The sequence below is a fragment of the Pseudomonas sp. NFPP25 genome, assembly GCF_900116505.1.
GTDB classification, from domain to species: domain Bacteria; phylum Pseudomonadota; class Gammaproteobacteria; order Pseudomonadales; family Pseudomonadaceae; genus Aquipseudomonas; species Aquipseudomonas protegens.
This window is the reverse complement of the sequence record NZ_FPBG01000003.1, coordinates 55,926-74,293: the sequence shown is the minus strand read 5'-3', so window position 1 is coordinate 74,293 and position 18,368 is coordinate 55,926. Positions and strand designations below refer to the sequence as shown.

Here is an 18,368-nt window from a genome sequence, read left to right as displayed (position 1 = left end):
ACTGCCGTGAACTGCAACAGCTAGAGTGCGAAGCCTGCCGCAGGACAGCGCCGAACTGTTCGTCGCGCTGCTGGCGAAGGCGCAGGAGGAACTGAATGCCCGTGAAAGTTAATTGAGCCTTATCCACACCCCAGTTCAGGAGACTTATGAAAATCTCGCTTACCCAAGTAACGCAAAAAAACTATGAAGCGATTTGTGAACTGGAGGTCACTGAAGAGCAGGAAGACTACGTGGCAAGTAATACCTGGTCGCTCGTTGAGGCTGCGTACAACCCAGGTTACTTCACACGCGCCATCATCGCGGATGGAGAGCCCGTAGGCTTCTTTATGTGGGTGCAAGAGTCAAAAGGCAAAGTTTCTATCTGGCGCTTTATGGTGGACAAAGAACATCAGCGAAAATCCATCGGTAGAGTAGCGCTGGGCCTCGCCCTACATGAAATAAAACAGATCGCGGATTTGAAAGAAATTGAAATTTGCTACAACCCCAACAACATCGTAGCTAAAGGGTTCTACTCCAGTTTCGGATTTGTCGAGGTTGGTATGGATGCAGACGGCGAAGATATGCTGGCGAGGATCAGGATTTGAACTGCGCCAAATACAATTCGAGCGTTGCACAACAGTTCTAATTACCTTCAACTCCAACCGCTTATGGCTCAGGAGGGCGCAGAGTCTGTTTCTATTGTGCGAAACGTCCTGGTTGAACCTAACCACTTGTATCGGGAGTTGTGGATGACTTGCTCGATGGTGAGGGGCCTCAACGCTCCGACATCACCACCATCACTTCCGCATCCTCATCCCCTTCCGCCAGGTAGATATGGCCAATGCTGCTGTTGAAGTAGGCAGTCTCCTGCGGGCCGATGCTCACGGCCTCCCCGGTCTCGAACTGAATTCGCACACGCCCCGACAGCACCAGGGCAAATTCCTGCCCGGGGTGGCGGATGTAATCCTCGAACTGCTGCAGCTCGCGGGCAAAGATCCGCGCGTACATGGGGGTCATGCTGCGCCCGGGAAAGTCGCCGGCCATGGGGTGATAGTCGTAATTGCCGGTGCTGTAGCCGGGGGCGTCGGCGATGGTGGTGCTGACCACGGTCGGTTGCACCTGGGCGCCGCCGGTCTGGATCAGGTTCGGCGCGGGGGTGAACAGCCGGGCGATGTCGACGCCCAGGGCGCGGGCTGCTGCGGCGAGTTTTTCGTAGCTGACCGAGACCTGGGCCAGCTCCATTTTCGACAGGGTCGACAGCGCCACGCCGGAGCGTTCCGAGAGCTGTTTGAGGGTCAGCTTCTGGTTTTTACGAATGGTCCGCAGGCGTGCGCCGACCTGGGTCCGGTCGATCAGTGGATGGGCGTGGGAGCTCGAGGCGGGCTGGGCTCGGTCGGAACTCATTGAGGCTCTCTGTCTGGCAAATAAGGGCAACCGCGACGCTAGCCGGGGCACGTGGCGAAATATTAACCCATGACCCCGGGTTGACTGGAAAATTCTCATATCTTACATTTCTCGTATGTGAGAATTTTGACCCCTGTCATTTCCCAGCGATTCAGGAACCCCGGCATGCACGCGAACCAATGCTTCGACTTCGTCATCATCGGCGCCGGTATTGCCGGTGCTTCCCTGGCCTATCGCCTGGCCGGGCAGGCCAGCGTGCTGGTGCTGGAACGTGAATCGCAGCCGGGCTACCACTCCACCGGGCGCTCGGCGGCGATGTTCATGGAGGCCTACGGCACCCCGCAGATCCAGGCCCTGACCCGCGCCAGCCGGTCTTTCTACCAGCGGCCGCCGCAGGGTTTCTGCGATCACCCGTTGATGGAACCCCGTGGCTGCCTGTACGTGGCCAGCGAGGAACAGCTGGAACAGTTGCAGCAGACCTACGATGAAACCCGCGCCCGTTCCGCCAATGTGCGCCTGATCACGGCGGAGCAGGCCCGGGCCCTGGTGCCCTGCCTGCGCCCCGAGGCCGTCGCCGGGGCGATGCTGGAAACCGCCGCCCAGGACCTGGACGTGCACGCGCTGCACCAGGGCTTCCTGCGGGCCATGCGCCGCGCCGGTGGGCTGCTGGAGTGCGACATACAGATCGTCGAGGCCAGCCGCGAAGACCGCCACTGGAACCTCACACTCAGTGATGGCCGTGTACTGCAGGCGCGCAATCTGGTGAACGCTGCCGGCGCCTGGGTCGATGACGTGGCCCAGCTGTGCGGCGTGGCCCCCATCGGCCTGCAACCCTGCCGGCGCAGCGCCTTCACCTTCGATGGCCCACCGGATGAAGACTTCAGCCGCTGGCCGGCGGTGATCGGCATCGACGAAAGCTTCTACTTCAAGCCCGACGCCGGCCAGTTGCTCGGCTCCCCGGCCAATGCCGACCCGGTGCCGCCCCAAGACGTGATGCCTGAAGAACTGGACATCGCCACCGGCATCTACCACATCGAGAACGTCACCTCCCTGAGCATCCGCCGCCCGCGCCACAGCTGGGCCGGCCTGCGCTCCTTCGTCGCCGACGGCGATCTGGTGGTGGGCTGGGACGACAGCTGCGAAGGCTTTTTCTGGCTCGCCGCCCAGGGCGGCTACGGCATCCAGTCGGCGGCCGGCGTCTCGCAACTGGCCTGCGCCCTGCTGCTGGGGCAACCGGTCCCCGAAGAACTGCTGAGCCAGGGCGTCGATGCCCAGGCCCTGGCCCCCGCTCGCTTGCGTTAACCCACCCAGCCCACGAGGCCCTTGCCATGTCCAATGACATCCAGCGTTATCCCAGCCACCTGCCCTACCCCTTTTCCCGGGCGATCCGGGTCGGCGGCTTTCTGTTCCTCTCCGGCCAGGTGCCCATGAGCGCCGAAGGCGAAGTGGTGCACGGCGACATCCGCGTGCAGACCGAAGCCGCCCTGGCGCGCATCGGCGAGACCCTGGCCGAATGCGGTGCCAGCTTCGACCAGGTGGTGAAGAGCACTGTCTGGCTCACCGACATGCAGCACTTCGCCGGCTTCAACGAGGTCTACCAGCGCCACTTCAAGAACGGTTTCCCGGTGCGTTCCACCGTCAGCGCCCAACTGGCGCTGGGGGTCGATGTCGAGATCGAAGTCCAGGCCTGGGTCGGCGAAAACTGAGTCACCCGCCCCAGCCCTCAAGTGCGATGCCCAGGACCACCAAGGCCATGAATGCCGGGGTGGTCCACCCCACATAACAACAAAAAATCGAGGCTAATCGTCATGAAAGAAAGTCTGAAGATCGCCGGCGCCTTCGTCGGTGTGATTGTCGGCGCGGGGTTCGCCTCCGGTCGTGAACTACTGTTGATGTTCGTCGACTTCGGCGCCTGGGGCCTGGCGGGTGCGGTGGTCAGCGCGGCGCTGTTCACCTTCCTCGGCATGGCCCTGGCCAGCATGGGCAGCCGCCTGCGAGCGGCGTCGCACAAAGACGTGGTGCAGGCCCTGTGCGGCAAGCACCTGGGGGCCCTGGTGGACCTGATGATCACCTTCTTCATGTTCGCCGTGACCGTGGTGATGCTGGCCGGCGGCGGTGCCCTGCTGGAGCAGCAGTTCGGTATTCCGGCCATCGCCGGCAGCGTGCTGGTGACGCTGATCGTGGTCGCCATCGTGTGCCTGGACGTGCACAAGGTCATCGGCATGATCGGCGCGGTGACGCCCTTCCTGATCATCACCGCGGTCGGCGTGGCACTGTATGGCGCCGCGACCCGCGACCTGAGCTTCGGCGAACTCAACCAACTGGCGGCCAAACAAGAAGCCGGTGCCAGCCACTGGCTGCTGGGCGCCTTGCTCTACGTGTCCTACAACATCGTGGCCGGGGTGCCGATCCTGGCGATAATGGGCGGCGCGGCCAAGGGTGAAAAACAGGCGATGTGGGGCGGCATCCTCGGCGGCGCGCTGCTGGGCGTGCTGATGCTGGTGATGAGCCTCGGCCTGCTGTCGCGCCTGGACAGCGTGGCGGACCTGCCGATGCCCATGCTGTCGATCGCCAGCGAAGTCTCACCGGCCCTGGGGCTGCTGATGGCGCTGATCATCTTCTGCATGATCCTCAACACCGCCGTGGGCACCCTGTACTCCTTCTCCGCGCGGCTGTTGCCGGCGGGCACCCGACAGTTCCGCCTCGGTTCGATAGCCGCCGGCGCCCTGGCGTTTGTCGGCAGTCTGGTGGGCTTTATCAGCCTGGTGGGGCAGGTCTATCCGTTCTTCGGCTACCTGGGGTTCCTGCTGATTGCCGCGGTGGTGATCGGCTGGCTGCGACCACGGCGGGTGGTGGTGGCGTAGGCATCGCTCGATGGGGCAGGCACCCGGGAGTTATCCCAGGTGCCTTGAGTCAAGCCCGGTGCCGTAGGAGCGGCCCGCTCAAGCAAACCGACTGCCCTTGAGCGCCTTCAAGAAGGTATAGGACGCATGGTTCAACGTCTCTCGCGGGGCGGTGATCACGCTCACCGAGCGCACGATGCGCTGGTCTTCCAGGCGCAGGAAATTCAGCTGATCCCCCGCCGCCGAACGGCTGAGCAGTTCCGGTAGCAAGGTCACGCCCATGCCCTGGGCCACCAGTGCCAGCAAGGAGGTGGTGTTTCTGACGCTGAGGGTCGAGTGGTCGCGGATGTGCCGGAACTCGGCGGCGTTGATCTCGGCGCCCAGGCCGCTGTTGATGAAGTTCTGCCCGTCCAGGTCGCTCCAGCGCAGCGGGCGCGCCAGGCGGTTGAGGGGGTTGTCGCTGGCGCAGACCACGCAGAAGGCATCGGAGAACAGGAAGTCCTGGTCGATGTTGGGGATGCTCGCCGGTACGGTGCCGATGCCGATATCCACGTCGCCGCTGAGCACCGCTTGCACCACTCGCTCGGAATCCATGTCGCGGATATCCAGGTGGAACTGCGGGTGCTGTTCATGGAATTGCTTGAGCAGCGGCGGCAGCAGGGTGATGGCGAAGGACGGCACCGCCGCCACCCGCACCAGGCCGGTCTCGGCCTTGGCGTAGGTCTTGATGGTGCTGATGGTGCGGTCGAAATGCGCCAGTTCGCGCTGGGCTTCCAGCAGCACGAAACGCCCCAGGGGGCTGAGCTGGTTCTTGCGCTCGCCTTCGAACAAGGCGCCGCCCAGTTCCTCTTCCAGTTGCTTGAGCGAGAGCGACACCGCTGCCGGTGTGCGGTGCAGGCGCTGGGCAGCCTGGGTCAGGCTCTGGCTGGTGGCCACCGCGACGAAAAACTGCAAATTGGAGATCTTGATGCTCATGGCGGCGCGTCCTGCTGGCAAAGGCATAGCTTAAATTTTACTTAAACAACCTTAAAATTTATTAGATTTACTTAATACAAGGCCGACTCATAATCCTCCCAGAACCGCACAAAGGCAACGCCCCGCCTGGCGTGCCGCCCTGGAGGATTTCATGAGCGACAACCATCACAACTACATCGCCGGCCAATGGCTCAAGGGCGCCAGCGAGATCGAGAACCGCAACCCGTCCGACACCCGCGACCTGATCGGCCTCTACGCCCAGGCCTCCCGGGCGCAGTTGGACAGTGCCCTTGCCGCCGCCAGCGAGGCCCAGCGAATCTGGGCCCGCAGCGGCCTCGAGCAACGCTACAAGGTGCTGATGGCCATCGGTCAGGAGCTGATGCAGCGTTCTGCGGAAATCGGCAGGACCCTGTCCCGGGAAGAAGGCAAGCCCATGGCCGAAGGTGCTGGCGAGGTGTACCGCGCCGGGCAGTTCTTCACCTACTACGCTGCGGAAACCCTGCGCCAGTTGGGGCAGACCGCCGACTCGGTGCGCGACGGCATCGAGATCGATATCCGCCGTGAACCCATCGGCGTGGTGGCGATCATTTCGCCGTGGAATTTCCCCATGGCCACCGCCTGCTGGAAGATCGCCCCGGCCCTGGCCTTCGGCAACGCCGTGGTGTGGAAGCCGGCCAACCTGACCCCGGCCAGCGCGGTGATTCTCAGCGAGATCATCGCCCGCCAGGACTTGCCCGCGGGCCTGTTCAACCTGGTGATGGGCGCCGGTTCCGAGATCGGCCAGGCGCTGATCGAGCACCCGGGCATCAACGCCATTTCCTTCACCGGCTCGGTGGACGTGGGCAAGGGCATCGCCGCCTCGGCCGCCGCCAACCTGACCAAGGTGCAACTGGAAATGGGCTCGAAAAACGCCCTGGCAGTGATGGACGACGCCGACCTCGACCTGGCGGTGAGCTGCGCGGTGAATGGCGCCTTTGGCGGCACCGGGCAGAAGTGCACCGCCTCCTCGCGGTTGATCGTGCATGCAGGCATCCACGATGCCTTCGTGGAAAAACTGCTGGCGGCAACCCAGGCGCTCAAGGTCGGCCATGCCCTGGAAGCCGGTACCCAGATCGGCCCGGTGGCCAGCGCCGCACAGCTGGAGGCCAACCTGGCGAACCTACAACTGGGCCAGCAGGAAGGCGCCGAACTGCTCACCGGCGGCCAGCGCCTGGAGCTGGAAAGCCCCGGTTACTACCAGGCACCGGCGCTGTTCATTGGCGGCAGCAATGCCATGCGCATCAACCGCGAAGAGCTGTTCGCGCCCATCGCCTGCGTGATCAAGGCCGGCAGCTACGAAGAGGCCCTGAGCCTGGTCAATGACACCCGCTTCGGCCTCACCGCCGGCATCATGACCCGCTCCCTGGCCCGCGCCAGCCACTTTCGCCGCCATGCCCGGGTCGGCTGCGTGATGGTCAACCTGCCCACCGCCGGCACCGACTACCACGTGCCTTTCGGCGGCCGTGGCGAGTCCAGCTACGGCCCGCGCGAGCAGGGGCGCTCGGCGGTGGAGTTCTACACCCACGTGAAGACCGGCTACATCGCCGCGGGGGCGCCACTATGAGCCTGCCCCAGACCTTCGCCAGCCGCGGCCCGCGCATCGATGCCATGCAGTACGACAACTGGTCGGAAAAGATCTTCCAGCAGATGCGCGAAGGCGGCGTCGATGCGGTCCACGTGACCATCGCCTACCACGAGACCTTCCGCGAAATGGTGGCCAATATCGAAGCCTGGAACCGCAGGTTCCAGCGCTACTCGCACCTGATCCTGCACGGCAAGTGGGCCAGCGACATCGCCCTGGCACGGCAGACCGGGCGCACGGCGATCTTCTTCGGTTTCCAGAACCCCTCGCCCATCGAGGACGACATCGGCCTGGTGGAAGTGGTGCACAGCCTCGGCGCACGCTTCATGCAGCTGACCTACAACAACCAGTCGCTGCTGGCCACCGGTTGCTATGAACAGGAAGACCCGGGGCTGACCCGCATGGGCAAGCAGGTGGTACGGGAGATGAACCGGGTCGGCCTGGTGGTGGACATGTCCCACTCCGCCGAACGCTCGACCCTGCAAGCCATCGAGCACTCCGAGCGCCCGATCGCCATCACCCACGCCAACCCGGCGTTCTGGCACGCGGCGCTGCGCAACAAGTCCGACACCGTGCTCAAGGCCCTGGGCCAGAGCGGTGGCATGTTCGGTTTCTCGTTGTACCCGCACCACCTCAAGGACAAGAGCGCCTGCAGCGTGCAGAGCTTCTGCGAAATGATCGCGCGCACCGCCGAGCTGATGGGCGTCGAACACCTGGGCCTGGGTTCCGACCTGTGCCAGGACCAGCCCAACAGCGTGGTGGACTGGATGCGCGTCGGCCGCTGGACCCTGGATGTCGACTACGGCGAAGGCTCCAAGGCGCAACCGGGCTTCCCCGACCAGCCGGCCTGGTTCCGCGACAACCGCGACTTCTCCAACATCGAGGCGGGCCTGCACGGCGTGGGTTTCAGCGCCCAGGAGGTCGCCGCGATCATGGGCGGCAACTGGCTGCGCTTCTTCGAGAACAATTTTGTTCCGGCCAAGGCCCAGGCAGGTGCCGCCGTCCACCCTCACGAGATCGCGGTCTGAGGCCCCCGACTGTTTCCCGATTGTCCTGACGTCCGGCCTGAACAGGGTCATCGCCAAGCACTAACAACAACAAATGCGCCCATAACAATTATTAGCGATCGACAACGCAACACGGAGGCACCATGGAAATTCCAGGCGAAATCAAAGCGGGGATCGACACCCGCTCGCTGCACAGCCGCGCCGCTGGAACCCTCGACTGGTCGATTTTCTGGATCAGCGGAGGTTTCTTCCTGCTGTTCCTGGTCATTGCCCTGATAGACCTGAACACCCTTTCCAGCCTGATCGGCCACGCCTTCACCTGGAGCACCCACTACTTCGGCCTGTACTGGCAGGTGCTGATGCTGGCGACCTTCGGCGCCAGCCTGTACATCGGCTTCACCCGCCTGGGCCGGGTGCGCCTGGGCGGCGTCGGGCACACGCCCAGCATCAGCACCTTCAACTGGGTGTCGATGATCATGTGCGCCCTGCTGGCCGGCGGCGGCGCCTTCTGGGCCGCTGCCGAACCCATGATGCATTTCATCGCCCCACCGCCGTACTTCGGCGCCGTGGCCAAGAGCGACGCCGCCGGCGTAGCCGCGCTATCCCAGTCGTTCCTGCACTGGGGTTTCATGGCCTGGGCGGTGCTCGGCAGCCTGCTGACCGTGGTCTACATGTACCTGCACCACGAAAAGAACCTGCCGCTGATGCCGCGCACCCTGCTCTACCCGCTGCTGGGCGAGCGAGCCCTGAAGGGCCCGATCGCCGTGTTCGCCGATGCCTCGGCGATCATCGCGGTGGTGGCCGGCACCATCGGCCCGGTGGGTTTTCTCGGCCTGCAGATCGCCTTCGTCCTGCACTCGGTGTGGGGCGTGCCGAACACCATCATGGTCCAGGCCATGGTGATTCTCTCGGTGACGGTGATCTACACCCTGTCCTGTGTGGTGGGCCTGGGCGGCCTGCGGCTGGTGAGCAAGGTCCACGTGTGGCTGATGCTGGGCCTGGCGGCGTTCCTGTTCATCTTCGGCCCCACCCTGTTCCTCAGCGAAACCCTGGCCCAGAGCCTGGCGGTGCACGTCACCAGCTTCTTCCAGACCGCCCTGTACCGCGATGACAACGCCTGGCTCAACAGCTGGACCCTGTTCTACTGGGGCTGGTTCATCGGCTACGCGCCGATGATGGGTATCTACGTGGCCAAGGTCTCCCGCGGGCGCAGCATCCGTGAGGTGATCACCCTGATGTCGGTGGCCGCCCCGCTGATCACCATGCTCTGGTTCACCCTGGTGGGCGGCACCGGGATCGGTATCGAACTGCAGTCGCCGGGCCGCGTGATCAGCCACGGCGTGCAACCTGAGGCGCTGCTGCTCGGGGTGGCCCAGTCGATGCCGCTGCCCAACCTGATTTCGGCGCTGTTCCTGTTCCTCAGTTTCTTCTCGGTGGTCACCAGCGCCGGCTCCATGTCCTATACCGTGGCCATGGCCATCAGCAGCAACCACGCCGAATCCCCGGCCTGGCTGCGGGTGTTCTGGGGCGCCGGCATGGGCCTGGTGGGGGCGACCCTGATCACCCTCGGTGAGGGCGGCATCAGTGCCTTGCAGTCGTTCATCGTGATCACTGCGGTGCCGGTGTCGCTGCTGATCCTCCCGGCGGTCTGGGACGCGATCCGCATTGCCCGGCAAATGGCCCGTGAACAGGGGGTGCTCTGAATGAACCTGCGACCACCCGCCAGCGTCATGAAGGCGGCGCGCCTGGGGGCCTTCCACCAGTCCCGGCTGTCGTTCATGCGCCAGTTGCTGCGCCGCCTCAAGGCTGAAAACTGGCAGTTCCAGCGCCCGCTGTGGACCCTCGACAGCCAGGGCGTGGGCCGCGCGGTGTACACCGCCACCGGCCCGCAGCGCAGCTACAGCCTGGTGGCCTTCGCCCATGACCTGGACCCGGCACTGCGCTCGGACCGGGTCATCGCCACCGCCTGGGATGCCACCTTCGCCCTGTTCGACGGCATCCCCGATGCCGCCGACCTGGACCGCCTGGAGGCCAATGTGCCGAAGCAGGAAGCCGGGCGTATTTCCTCCCGCGAGCTGTGCATGGCCCGGGCCAACCGTTCGGTGCGGCTGTTCGACCATGTGATCGAGGCCCTGGCTGCCGGTCGCCAGCCGCAGCGCGAGTTCATCGATGAAGTCGGCTACCTGATGCGCACCACCGCGGTCTATGGCAGCGGCAAGTTCGGCGCCGCCGACCGTGAACGCATCGCCCAGCGGCCGGAGCTGGCGGCACCCTTCCAGGCGGAAATGCTCACCGTGTTCCTGATCCGCGCCTTCACCCTGGACCTGGTGGAGCACCTGGCCCAGGCCCGGGCGCCCCGGCAGGCGGTGCCCCTGGAGCCGCAACTGCGCCGGCGCCTGGGCATCGGCAACTCCACGGGGCTGGGCATGGCGCCGTTCCTGCTGAACCATCCAGTGCTCTTGAACAACTGGGTACAGGCCCGGGAAACCGCCCTGCAACGGGTACGCGCCGTGCGCCAGCCATCGGCTGCGGAGCGCCAGCGGTTCGTCGAGTTTCTCACCCGGGCCCAGGCCGGCATCGGCCACTGGCACTCCGAGCACGAACTGCAACACGGCCGCATCCTGCAACTGCAAGGTGACCTGCAGCGCCTGGAGCACCATCTCGCCAGCGGCATCCTGGAGCAGGATTCCCCCTGGGACGAACTCTATCGCTGGGCCGAAGGCGCGCTGTCGCTGGAAGCCCAGGAATGCCTGGTGTCGCTGCTGCTGGAGCCCTACGGCCACCTGGTGGATGAGCTGGGCGCCGGTATGCAGGCCGATGAGCAGGCCAGCTTCAGCGTCGACGGCAGCATGAGCATCGGCCGCCTGCGGCAGATACTCGACGAGCATTATTCCTGGGTCGCGGCCATCGACTTTTCCAGCCAAGCCAGCCGCGCGCTGTTCTGGTACGTCTCCGAGGAAAAACTCGAACCGCGGATCGGCCAGCGCTTTGCCGAGCCCGGGCAAGACCTGGAGCAGCCCCTGGCAGTGGCCCGGGACATCGCCCAGTTGCAAGCCGCCCTGCCCGGCTGGAGCGACGCGCAAAGCGTCGCCAGCTTCCTGCTGCGGCACCCGGAACATCGCCACAGCCTGCGCCGGGTGCAACTGGCGCCAGCGTTCCCCTACGCCGACATCCAGGACAACCTGATCGACCAGGCGCTGCTGCCCATCGACCTGCTGCGCTGCAAGCTGTCGTTCTTCGGCGCCACCCACTTCGACCCGCGCTCGGATCGCTGGGTACGCATCACCCTCTACCAGAACGCGCCCTTCCCCCATGAGCTGGGGCAGATGGCCGCGGACGACTGGTCCTACCCCAACCTCGACAGCCAGGAGCAGCGCCGTGCATGCCTCGTTGAATGAAATCGAAAGCCTGTGCAAGAAAGCCGCCCGCGGTGCCGGGCTGTCCTGGGGCCTGGCGGAGGAAGCCGGCAAGGCCGCGCGCTGGCTCTCGGCCCACGGCCTCGACGGGCCCGGCGTGCTGGCCACGCAACTGCGACAGAATGACGGCTGTGCCTACCAGCAACTGGCCCCGGATGTCAGCGCCGAGCCCTGGCAGGTGCCAGGGCATGCCCTGTGCCCGCTGATTGCCGGGGCGACCCTGAGCGACCACGCCTACCTGCTGCGCAGCAACGGCCGCATCGAGCTCCGGCAGGTGGCGCACCCGCAACTGCTGCTGCCCTTTGCCAGCGCCACCGCGCGCCAGCTCGGCCTGTGGCTGGAGCTGTCCTGGAACGGCTGCTGCCTGAAGTTTTCCCCCTCGGGCGAAGCCTGGCTGGTACGTGCGCAGAACCTGGGCGCCGCCACAGCCGCCCAGGTGCGCTGCGCTTGCACAGATCCTGCCGGCACCCTCGGCAAGCCTCTGGCGGGCAGCATTCCGGACCTGGGCGACAGCCCCCAGCACGACCTCGATCACCTGGCCGCCCGCACCTACGTGCCGGCCTCCGAAGCCTCGCGCCTGCTGGGCGCCGGGGCCGGCCTGAGCGACAACAACTGACCTTTCCACCCTTGAACCAATGGACGAACCAATGGACCTCGACATGACCTCATCCCTCCAGCGAATCGGCACCACCGCGCGCTTCAGCCAGGCCGTGATCCACAACCGGACCGTCTACCTGGCAGGCCAGGTTTCGCAATTGACCGAAGGGGACATCCGCGCCCAGACGCAGGATGTGCTGCAACAGATCGACGCCCTGCTGGCCAGGGCCGGCACCGACAAGGGCCACCTGCTCAGCGCGCAGATCTGGCTCAAGGACATGGCCGACTACCCGGCCATGAACCTGCTCTGGGATGCCTGGCTCGAAGGTGTGCAGGCACCGGTGCGGGCTTGCGTGCAGGCGCCCATGGCCAAGCCGCACTACCGTATCGAAGTGTTGGTGATTGCTGCGCAACCGGCCTGAATCAGCCCAGCCCTGGCCCGGTCTCAGTGGCCACCAGGGCCCGCTCCATGATCAGCGTCAGCTCCTCGCCCTCATAATGCTCGCGTACCCGGACAAAGCCCAGGCGGGCATAAAAGCCTTCAGCGGTGACCGACGAGGGCACCACCAGCGAGGTCTGGCCCGAATCCAGCGCCGCCTGCTCGACCGCGGCCATCAGTTGCCGCCCCAGGCCCTGGCCGTGGTAGGCCGGGTCGACAAACACCGAACGCACCGCACGCCCGTCGAGGCTGGCGGTGCCCCGCAATTCCCCGTGCACCAGGGCGACAAACATCTGCCGGCGCTGCATCAGTTGGCGCACTGCATCGGGGGTGAAGCTGGCCTGGACCCGCTCGATCACACTGGCGGGGTAGTCCTGGGCATTGCTGGCGAGCAAGGCCGCCAGGATCACCTGGCTGACCTGTGGAGCATCGGCCGGCACGGCCGGACGAACCTGATATTGCATGACCACTCCCTGGTTATCCCGCGGATGACAGTGGCCAAAATACGGCCCGCCCCAGGCCCTGCCAAGCACTTATTGCAACTGGAACACCAGGCAGGGGTTGTCGTTGAGCCGCCCCTCGAACACCGGCAATTGATTCTCCAGGGAGGTGTTATCCAGCAGCCCCCGGTCCTTGCGCGCGATGATCACCCAGGAGTCATGGGGCAGCGAGTCCAGGTGCCCGGGGTCGTCGCCGCTGACGAACAGCGGCTGTTCGTCGTGGTCCAGGTTCATCATGTAGCGCACCGCCCAGGTGTCCTGGCCCAGGTTGAAGAACACCAGCGGCCCGGGGCTGGCCTGGCGCAACTGCTCCACCTGGGAAACGAAGGCCTTAGTGTCGAACTGCAGGTCCTTGGCCGGGTCCACCACCGCCACCAGCAACGTCCATTGCGCCGCCAGCGCCAAGCCGCTGAGCAGCACCAGACGCCGCCCGAAACTGCCCAGGGTCCTGCGCCAGCCATACAGCGCCAGCAGCTGCAACACGACGAAGATCGCGATCAGCAGCGGCATGGACACCGGCGGCCAGTAACCGTGCTTGTGCCAGCTGTGGCGCAAGACGAACAGCACCAGGATGCACAGCCCCGGCAGCAGCCCCACCAGCCACAGGTAGCCGCTGCGCACCTTGCCCAGCCAGCCCCGGGCCGTGAGCAGGCCGTAGGCCGCCACCGCAGCGAACATCGGCACCATGGGCAGGATGTAATAGGCGCGCTTGAAGTGCGGCACCGACAGGCCCAGCAGGATCATCAGGCCACAGGCCCCCAGCCGAAGTACCAGGCGCAGCTGCGGGTTCACATGGCGCTGCGACCATTGCCGGCGCAATACCCAGAGCGTCGCCAGGGCCAGGGGCACCACCGGGAAGTAGCGGTACAGCGCCAGCTGGAAGTAGAAGTAGAACGGCTCGCCACTTTCATCCAGGCGCCCGACCACCTGCATGTTGTAGACCTGACGGACGAAATCTTCGCCACCAGCGAGATAGGCCAGTTGCATCAGCAGCCACCAGCAGCCGGCCAGCAACAGGAGGCCACTGACGCCATAGGCGAGCACCCGTTTGATCAGCGTCAGGCGCGCCTCGCGGGTGCGGCTCTCCCCCAGCAGCCAGTAGGTGCAGGCCACCCCGCAGACTTCCACCAGCCCCAGGGGCCCGCGAATGGCAAAGGCCAGCACCAGCAGCGACAGCACCGCCCACAACCGCAGCCGGGAGCCCAGTTGCTCGCCGCTGTGCAGCAGGTAGAAGGTGCCCAGGCACAGCAGGGAAACCATCTGGTCCAGGCACACCGAGCGGGACTTGTCCAACAGCTGGCTGGTCAGCGCCGTGAGCAGCACCGCGAGCAGTGCCCAGGTGCGCCCCGAAGGCGCCAGCAAGCGATACAGCAGCGCCAGCACCCCGGCCGAGGCCAGCGCGGTGGGCAGGATATTGGCCAGGTGGTTGGGGGCGCCGAAAGCCTGGGCGAACAGGTAGCTGAAGAAGGTCGCAGTGCCCGGGTAGTCCGGGTATGGCTGGCCGTAGGTGGTGGGGAACAGGCTGGCGCCGTGGCGGAACATTTCCTGCAGGAACAGCGCCCAACGGCCGTCGAAACCCTGGGGCTGCTGGTCCCAGATGCCAAAGGTGAACAGCAGCAGGGCCACCAGGTAAATACCCCAGGCCTCAATACTCAAACGCGTTTCTCGAACCATCTTCGCCCCACCAGAAAGCGCCGCACCCAAAGCGAGGCATTAAGGCTGGACATGTTGCTCGCGCAGCCCCTGAACGGTGCCTGAACAAGGATAAAAAACCCGCTCCGCACAGCCGACTGTCACCGACTGTAGCCGCTGCCGAGCCCGCGAGGCTGCGAAAAGGCCCGTAGGGCCTTGCCTGGCGATCTTCAGGCAAACCTCTGATGGCCTCAGGGTCCCTGCGCTTCCTGCGACAGTGCCCCCAGAGCGTTCGCAGCCTGCGGCAGCGGCTACAGGGAACGGCGACCCAGGGTGATAAGCCGGCGCCAGTCGAACTGCCCCACCGCCAGCGCCAGCAGGATCAGGCCCATGGAAATGCCCTCCTCGGCCCCGAGCCGCTGCCCCAGGATCAACACCGAACCGGCCATGCCGAACACCGGGATCAGCAGCGACAAGGGCGCCACCCGGGAGACCGGATACTCGCGCAGCAACAGGTTCCAGCCCCAGTAACAAAAGTGCGTTGCAGCATAGACCTGAAACATCAGCGACAAGGCCGCGCCGGCGGACACTTGCCCGGCCAGTTGCAGAAACGGCGCCGCACCATGGCTTATCCAGGTCAATGCCAGCAGCGGCAATGGCGCAAACAGGCTCGCCCAGACCACGAAAGCGAACACCTCGCGCACCCCGCAGCGCTTGATGATGACGTTGCCCACGCTCCAGCTGAATGCACTCACCAGCAGCAGGGCATAACCCAGGCTGGTGGCATGCCCGGGGCTGTCGCCAATGATCCGCAGCAGCCCCCACAGGGCAATGGCCGTGGCCAGCACCTGTTGCAGGCGCAGGCGCTCGCCGAACAGCAGCACGCCCCAGCCCAGGGAGAAAAAGGCACTGAACTGGATCAACAGTGCAGCCGTGCCCGGCGCCACGCCGTGATCGATCCCCAGGTTGATCAGCGCCCACATGGCGACGCCGAAAATCAGCCCGTAGGCCGCCAGCCAGGCGAATGCCACCGGCGGGCGCGGCACCAGGAACACCCAGGGCAGCGCCGCCAGGGTGAAACGCAGGGCGGTGAGCAGCAACGGATCGATACTGGCCAGGCCCAATTTGGTGATGGGAAAGTTCAGGCCCCACAAGGCCGTCACCAACAGGGCCAGGAACAGGTGTTTTTTCTGCATGTCGCGCGATCCACAAAAGGCGGCCCCGAGCACATCCCGGGACAGGGCCGCACTATCGCTGCGTGAAGCCATGGCCCGCTTGCAGTATCAGGTCAACTATCAGTAAATTCGGGCCATGCACCCTATCGATATCGACCCCTACGAAAACATCCCCCGAGATGCGCTGGTCACGGCCATCGACTATGCGGACGGCCAGCACTTCGCCGAACACCAGCATCGACGCGGGCAGTTCGCCTACGCCGCCACCGGGGTAATCAGCGTCTACACCGAGCAGGGCAACTGGGTGGTGCCGCCACAGCGGGCCATTTGGGTGCCGGCCGGGGTGACCCATGCCATGCACATGAGCGGGCCGGTGACCATGCTCAACACCTATGTGCGTCCCCAGGCCATCAAGAACCTGGGCTTGCCCGGACATTGCCAGGTACTGGAGGTGTCGGAACTGCTGCGCCAGTTGCTGCTGCGAGCCGTGGACATCCCCGCTCTCTACGCCGAGGACAGCGCGCAGGGCCAGCTCATGAACCTGCTGCTGCATGAAATCGCCGCCATGCCGGCGCTGTGCCTCAACGCCCCATTACCGTCCGAGCCGCGCCTGGCCAGGGTCTGCCGGGAAATGCTGGAGCAACCGTCGCTGGAGCTGGGGATCGATGCCATGGCCGAGCGCGCCGGGATGAGCCGCCGTACCTTCACCCGCCTGTTCCGGCAACACAGCGGCATCAGTTTCGTCGAATGGCGTCAGCAGGCCTGCCTGTTGGCTGCAGTGGTACGCCTGGGCCAGGGACAACCCATCACCCGGGTTGCCACCGACCTGGGCTACAGCAGCCCAAGCGCGTTCAGCGGTGTGTTTCGCAAGGTATTGGGCGAGCCGCCCAGTCGCTACTTTGCCCAGGGCCGGGTCTGAACGACCCGGGCCCGGCAGCTTGCCTGCCAGGCCGGACCTGCGCGCCTGTGCTACAGGAACACGGCGGACAACATCCCCAGCGCACCGAGGCAGAAGCCGATCAAGGCGCCGCGCCCGGGCGCCTGCTGGAACAGCGCCCAGATCACCAGCGGCTCCAGGAGCAGCAGCGACGTTACCGAGACCACGGTGATGATCCAGATGTCGCCCACCGCCACGTAACCCAGCCAGTAGGCCGCCAGCAGGCAGATACCGCCCAGGCACATGATCAGCACCGGCAACGCCAGTTCGGCACCGGAGGTGTTGCCGGAATGGGCCAGCCGCGCCACCACCACTTCACTGTAGATGGCACAGAACTCGCCCAGCACCATCAGCCCTACAGCAGAAACTCCGAGTAATTCTTTGGACATGTAACAAACCCCTTCGTATTGAGAGCCCGATTTTTCAGCTCCCAGGCATTGATCGCTCCGCTGACGGAGCCTGTATCTCGATGCGCAGGGGTACGAGGCAACTCGGTAATATCCAGGAACTTGAACATGTCCATCTCCTTCTGGGTGGGGGTGCAAACCGGGCCCGTGCACGACCGACGGGCCGCTGCCTGTATAAGGGATTTTCTGCCCCGGCGTCATCCACCAGAGCGCGTCGACCGCGAAAAAACCACGCAAACTCCACAATCAAAAGGCCTGCCTGCCGATAGCCTGGGTCCGGTCATCCTCAGCCGAAGCCCATGCCCACCATGTCCCAAGCGCCCCACTCCGTTCGCCCCCTGAACCGCGGTCACTGGATCGCCACCTACTTCATCGGCGTCGCCGGGCTGTCCCTGGCCCTGATGCTGGTGCTCAACCTGATACTGCTGACCACCAGCCAGAACCCAGGGAAGGCGCTGCTCGACTCCCTGTCGTTCAGCGTGGCGGTGCTGATGGTGAGCCTGGTGCTGATTACCCTGATCGCCGCCTTGCCGTGCATCCTGTTCTTCTGGCTGGCCCAGCGCTTTACCTGGCGCCACCTGTGGATCTACCTGGTGAGCGGGGCCCTGGCGGCGCAGTTCGCCATTCCCGTGATGACGAAGCTGCTCCCCGAACTCTTCAACCTCCCGCACGGCGTCAGCGCTGCGCTGCACTATTTACAGCTGGCATCGATGTTCGGCGGCTGTGGAGTGTTCATGGGGGGGCTGTTCTGGTGGCGCAGCGGGCGTCACTTGCGCTGAACCGAGCCTTTACTTACGCCCGGCCCGACGCCAGGCAACCCGCCCCTTGAGCAGGGCCAAAGCAGCCACCCACAGAGCGATCTTTTCCATGCCCGTAACAACTCCACCCCAACGCAGCGTGCAGCCGGAAGACTGGTTCGCCGCTTACTTCATCGGCGTCACGGCCCTGGCCACGGTGCTGGCCTTGCTGCTGATGCTGACGATGCTGGCCAGCGCCGGCTCGTTGAACACAGACATCATTCTCCAGACCCTGTTCGTGGGCCTGCTGACCCTGGTGTTGAGCGGTGTGCTGACCGGCATTCTCACGGCGTTGCCTTGCGCGCTGTTCTTCTGGCTGGCCCAGCGCTTTGCCTGGCGTAACGTGCTGATCTACCTGTTCAGTGGCGCTGTGGCCGCCATGCCGACCATCCCCGTGGTGGCGAGCCTGGCGCCTTCGAGCTTCTATACCGACCGCGACGAGGATGAACCGCTACCCGACGGTTTGCCACGCTACCTGCCGCTGGCGCCGCTGTTCGGCTGTTCTGGGGCCTTCCTCGGCGGCATCTTCTGGTGGCGCAGCGGGCGCCACCTGCGCCGATCAGCCCTCCCCGACACTCCACTTCCATAGGAGCCGGCTTGCCGGCGAAGAGGCCCTGCGGCCCTGCGCCAGAGGTGGTG

19 protein-coding genes are annotated in these 18,368 nt (G+C 65.1%); 13 read left to right on the top strand and 6 right to left on the bottom strand.

The window, feature by feature from the left end; genetic code table 11:
• Window positions 1-146: 146 nt before the first annotated feature.
• Window positions 147-584 (top strand): GNAT family N-acetyltransferase, encoded by a 438-nt coding sequence (locus BM382_RS12335; RefSeq protein WP_041774060.1) that lies wholly within the window; start codon window positions 147-149, stop codon window positions 582-584.
• Window positions 585-753: 169 nt separating this feature from the next.
• Here BM382_RS12335 and BM382_RS12330 read toward each other — a convergent pair whose 3' ends face one another.
• On the bottom strand, window positions 754-1,383 hold the full coding sequence (locus BM382_RS12330) for a helix-turn-helix domain-containing protein (RefSeq protein WP_011059170.1): 630 nt from the start codon (window positions 1,381-1,383) through the stop codon (window positions 754-756).
• Between the two features lie 165 nt (window positions 1,384-1,548).
• Between BM382_RS12330 and BM382_RS12325 the strand changes: the two genes are divergently transcribed.
• The 3 genes from BM382_RS12325 to BM382_RS12315 all read left to right on the top strand — a co-directional run bounded on the left by BM382_RS12325 (window position 1,549) and on the right by BM382_RS12315 (window position 4,247).
• Window positions 1,549-2,685, top strand: coding sequence for an NAD(P)/FAD-dependent oxidoreductase (locus BM382_RS12325; RefSeq protein WP_072442973.1), 1,137 nt, complete (start codon window positions 1,549-1,551; stop codon window positions 2,683-2,685).
• A gap of 26 nt (window positions 2,686-2,711) precedes the next feature.
• Window positions 2,712-3,089 carry a RidA family protein gene (locus BM382_RS12320; protein WP_015634090.1) on the top strand — a complete coding sequence of 126 codons (378 nt, stop codon included), beginning with the start codon at window positions 2,712-2,714 and terminating at the stop codon, window positions 3,087-3,089.
• Between the two features lie 102 nt (window positions 3,090-3,191).
• Complete coding sequence (locus BM382_RS12315; RefSeq protein ID WP_011059167.1) at window positions 3,192-4,247, top strand: YkvI family membrane protein; 1,056 nt, start codon at window positions 3,192-3,194, stop codon at window positions 4,245-4,247.
• 78 nt (window positions 4,248-4,325) lie between these two features.
• Here the strand turns inward: BM382_RS12315 and BM382_RS12310 are convergent, their stop codons facing one another.
• Window positions 4,326-5,201 (bottom strand): LysR family transcriptional regulator, encoded by an 876-nt coding sequence (locus BM382_RS12310; RefSeq protein ID WP_011059166.1) that lies wholly within the window; start codon window positions 5,199-5,201, stop codon window positions 4,326-4,328.
• Window positions 5,202-5,352: 151 nt separating this feature from the next.
• Between BM382_RS12310 and BM382_RS12305 the strand changes: the two genes are divergently transcribed.
• The 6 genes from BM382_RS12305 to BM382_RS12280 all read left to right on the top strand — a co-directional run bounded on the left by BM382_RS12305 (window position 5,353) and on the right by BM382_RS12280 (window position 12,264).
• A complete protein-coding gene (locus BM382_RS12305) occupies window positions 5,353-6,804 on the top strand; it encodes an aldehyde dehydrogenase family protein (RefSeq protein WP_072442971.1) in 1,452 nt (483 codons plus the stop codon).
• Window positions 6,801-7,850 carry a membrane dipeptidase gene (locus BM382_RS12300; protein ID WP_011059164.1) on the top strand — a complete coding sequence of 350 codons (1,050 nt, stop codon included), beginning with the start codon at window positions 6,801-6,803 and terminating at the stop codon, window positions 7,848-7,850. Before BM382_RS12305 ends, BM382_RS12300 begins: the two co-directional genes overlap by 4 nt.
• A gap of 122 nt (window positions 7,851-7,972) precedes the next feature.
• The gene (locus BM382_RS12295; protein WP_072442969.1) at window positions 7,973-9,532 is read left to right on the top strand and encodes a BCCT family transporter; all 1,560 of its coding nucleotides are present in this window, start codon (window positions 7,973-7,975) and stop codon (window positions 9,530-9,532) included.
• Window positions 9,533-11,227, top strand: a complete 1,695-nt coding sequence (locus BM382_RS12290) for a hypothetical protein (protein ID WP_019092819.1) — start codon at window positions 9,533-9,535, stop codon at window positions 11,225-11,227.
• Entirely contained in the window at window positions 11,208-11,861 is a 654-nt protein-coding gene (locus BM382_RS12285; RefSeq protein WP_011059161.1) for a DUF3726 domain-containing protein, read from the top strand. The genes BM382_RS12290 and BM382_RS12285 overlap by 20 nt, the downstream gene beginning before the upstream one ends.
• A 43-nt stretch (window positions 11,862-11,904) precedes the next feature.
• Complete coding sequence (locus BM382_RS12280; RefSeq protein WP_175456899.1) at window positions 11,905-12,264, top strand: RidA family protein; 360 nt, start codon at window positions 11,905-11,907, stop codon at window positions 12,262-12,264.
• A gap of 1 nt (window position 12,265) precedes the next feature.
• Here BM382_RS12280 and BM382_RS12275 read toward each other — a convergent pair whose 3' ends face one another.
• From BM382_RS12275 to BM382_RS12265, 3 genes are all read right to left on the bottom strand, one after another.
• Window positions 12,266-12,745, bottom strand: a complete 480-nt coding sequence (locus BM382_RS12275) for a GNAT family N-acetyltransferase (protein ID WP_053148985.1) — start codon at window positions 12,743-12,745, stop codon at window positions 12,266-12,268.
• Between the two features lie 69 nt (window positions 12,746-12,814).
• A complete protein-coding gene (locus BM382_RS12270) occupies window positions 12,815-14,455 on the bottom strand; it encodes an ArnT family glycosyltransferase (RefSeq protein ID WP_072442967.1) in 1,641 nt (546 codons plus the stop codon).
• A 269-nt stretch (window positions 14,456-14,724) separates the two neighbouring features.
• Complete coding sequence (locus BM382_RS12265; RefSeq protein WP_072442965.1) at window positions 14,725-15,609, bottom strand: EamA family transporter; 885 nt, start codon at window positions 15,607-15,609, stop codon at window positions 14,725-14,727.
• 115 nt (window positions 15,610-15,724) lie between these two features.
• Between BM382_RS12265 and BM382_RS12260 the strand changes: the two genes are divergently transcribed.
• On the top strand, window positions 15,725-16,507 hold the full coding sequence (locus BM382_RS12260; protein WP_011059156.1) for an AraC family transcriptional regulator: 783 nt from the start codon (window positions 15,725-15,727) through the stop codon (window positions 16,505-16,507).
• A gap of 50 nt (window positions 16,508-16,557) precedes the next feature.
• On the opposite strand, the gene BM382_RS12255 is transcribed toward BM382_RS12260, so the two are convergent.
• A complete protein-coding gene (locus BM382_RS12255; protein ID WP_011059155.1) occupies window positions 16,558-16,875 on the bottom strand; it encodes a hypothetical protein in 318 nt (105 codons plus the stop codon).
• A gap of 356 nt (window positions 16,876-17,231) precedes the next feature.
• Here BM382_RS12255 and BM382_RS12250 point away from each other — a divergent pair, with 356 nt between their 5' ends.
• The gene (locus BM382_RS12250) at window positions 17,232-17,711 is read left to right on the top strand and encodes a hypothetical protein (RefSeq protein ID WP_019092813.1); all 480 of its coding nucleotides are present in this window, start codon (window positions 17,232-17,234) and stop codon (window positions 17,709-17,711) included.
• An 88-nt stretch (window positions 17,712-17,799) separates the two neighbouring features.
• The gene (locus BM382_RS12245; protein ID WP_036995595.1) at window positions 17,800-18,318 is read left to right on the top strand and encodes a hypothetical protein; all 519 of its coding nucleotides are present in this window, start codon (window positions 17,800-17,802) and stop codon (window positions 18,316-18,318) included.
• The last annotated feature ends 50 nt before the right edge of the window (window positions 18,319-18,368 follow it).

Bases quoted from the DNA above. Each gene is read 5' to 3' on its own strand.
- BM382_RS12260 (WP_011059156.1), top strand. From the start codon at position 15,725: ATGCACCCTATCGATATCGACCCCTACGAAAACATCCCCCGAGATGCG.
- BM382_RS12275 (WP_053148985.1), bottom strand. From the start codon at position 12,745: ATGCAATATCAGGTTCGTCCGGCCGTGCCGGCCGATGCTCCACAGGTC.
- BM382_RS12245 (WP_036995595.1), top strand. From the start codon at position 17,800: ATGCCCGTAACAACTCCACCCCAACGCAGCGTGCAGCCGGAAGACTGG.
- BM382_RS12320 (WP_015634090.1), top strand. From the start codon at position 2,712: ATGTCCAATGACATCCAGCGTTATCCCAGCCACCTGCCCTACCCCTTT.
- BM382_RS12315 (WP_011059167.1), top strand. From the start codon at position 3,192: ATGAAAGAAAGTCTGAAGATCGCCGGCGCCTTCGTCGGTGTGATTGTC.
- BM382_RS12330 (WP_011059170.1), bottom strand. From the start codon at position 1,383: ATGAGTTCCGACCGAGCCCAGCCCGCCTCGAGCTCCCACGCCCATCCA.
- BM382_RS12265 (WP_072442965.1), bottom strand. From the start codon at position 15,609: ATGCAGAAAAAACACCTGTTCCTGGCCCTGTTGGTGACGGCCTTGTGG.
- BM382_RS12310 (WP_011059166.1), bottom strand. From the start codon at position 5,201: ATGAGCATCAAGATCTCCAATTTGCAGTTTTTCGTCGCGGTGGCCACC.
- BM382_RS12325 (WP_072442973.1), top strand. From the start codon at position 1,549: ATGCACGCGAACCAATGCTTCGACTTCGTCATCATCGGCGCCGGTATT.
- BM382_RS12305 (WP_072442971.1), top strand. From the start codon at position 5,353: ATGAGCGACAACCATCACAACTACATCGCCGGCCAATGGCTCAAGGGC.
- BM382_RS12255 (WP_011059155.1), bottom strand. From the start codon at position 16,875: ATGGTGCTGGGCGAGTTCTGTGCCATCTACAGTGAAGTGGTGGTGGCG.
- BM382_RS12335 (WP_041774060.1), top strand. From the start codon at position 147: ATGAAAATCTCGCTTACCCAAGTAACGCAAAAAAACTATGAAGCGATT.
- BM382_RS12270 (WP_072442967.1), bottom strand. From the start codon at position 14,455: ATGGTTCGAGAAACGCGTTTGAGTATTGAGGCCTGGGGTATTTACCTG.
- BM382_RS12250 (WP_019092813.1), top strand. From the start codon at position 17,232: ATGCCCACCATGTCCCAAGCGCCCCACTCCGTTCGCCCCCTGAACCGC.
- BM382_RS12290 (WP_019092819.1), top strand. From the start codon at position 9,533: ATGAACCTGCGACCACCCGCCAGCGTCATGAAGGCGGCGCGCCTGGGG.
- BM382_RS12295 (WP_072442969.1), top strand. From the start codon at position 7,973: ATGGAAATTCCAGGCGAAATCAAAGCGGGGATCGACACCCGCTCGCTG.
- BM382_RS12280 (WP_175456899.1), top strand. From the start codon at position 11,905: ATGACCTCATCCCTCCAGCGAATCGGCACCACCGCGCGCTTCAGCCAG.
- BM382_RS12300 (WP_011059164.1), top strand. From the start codon at position 6,801: ATGAGCCTGCCCCAGACCTTCGCCAGCCGCGGCCCGCGCATCGATGCC.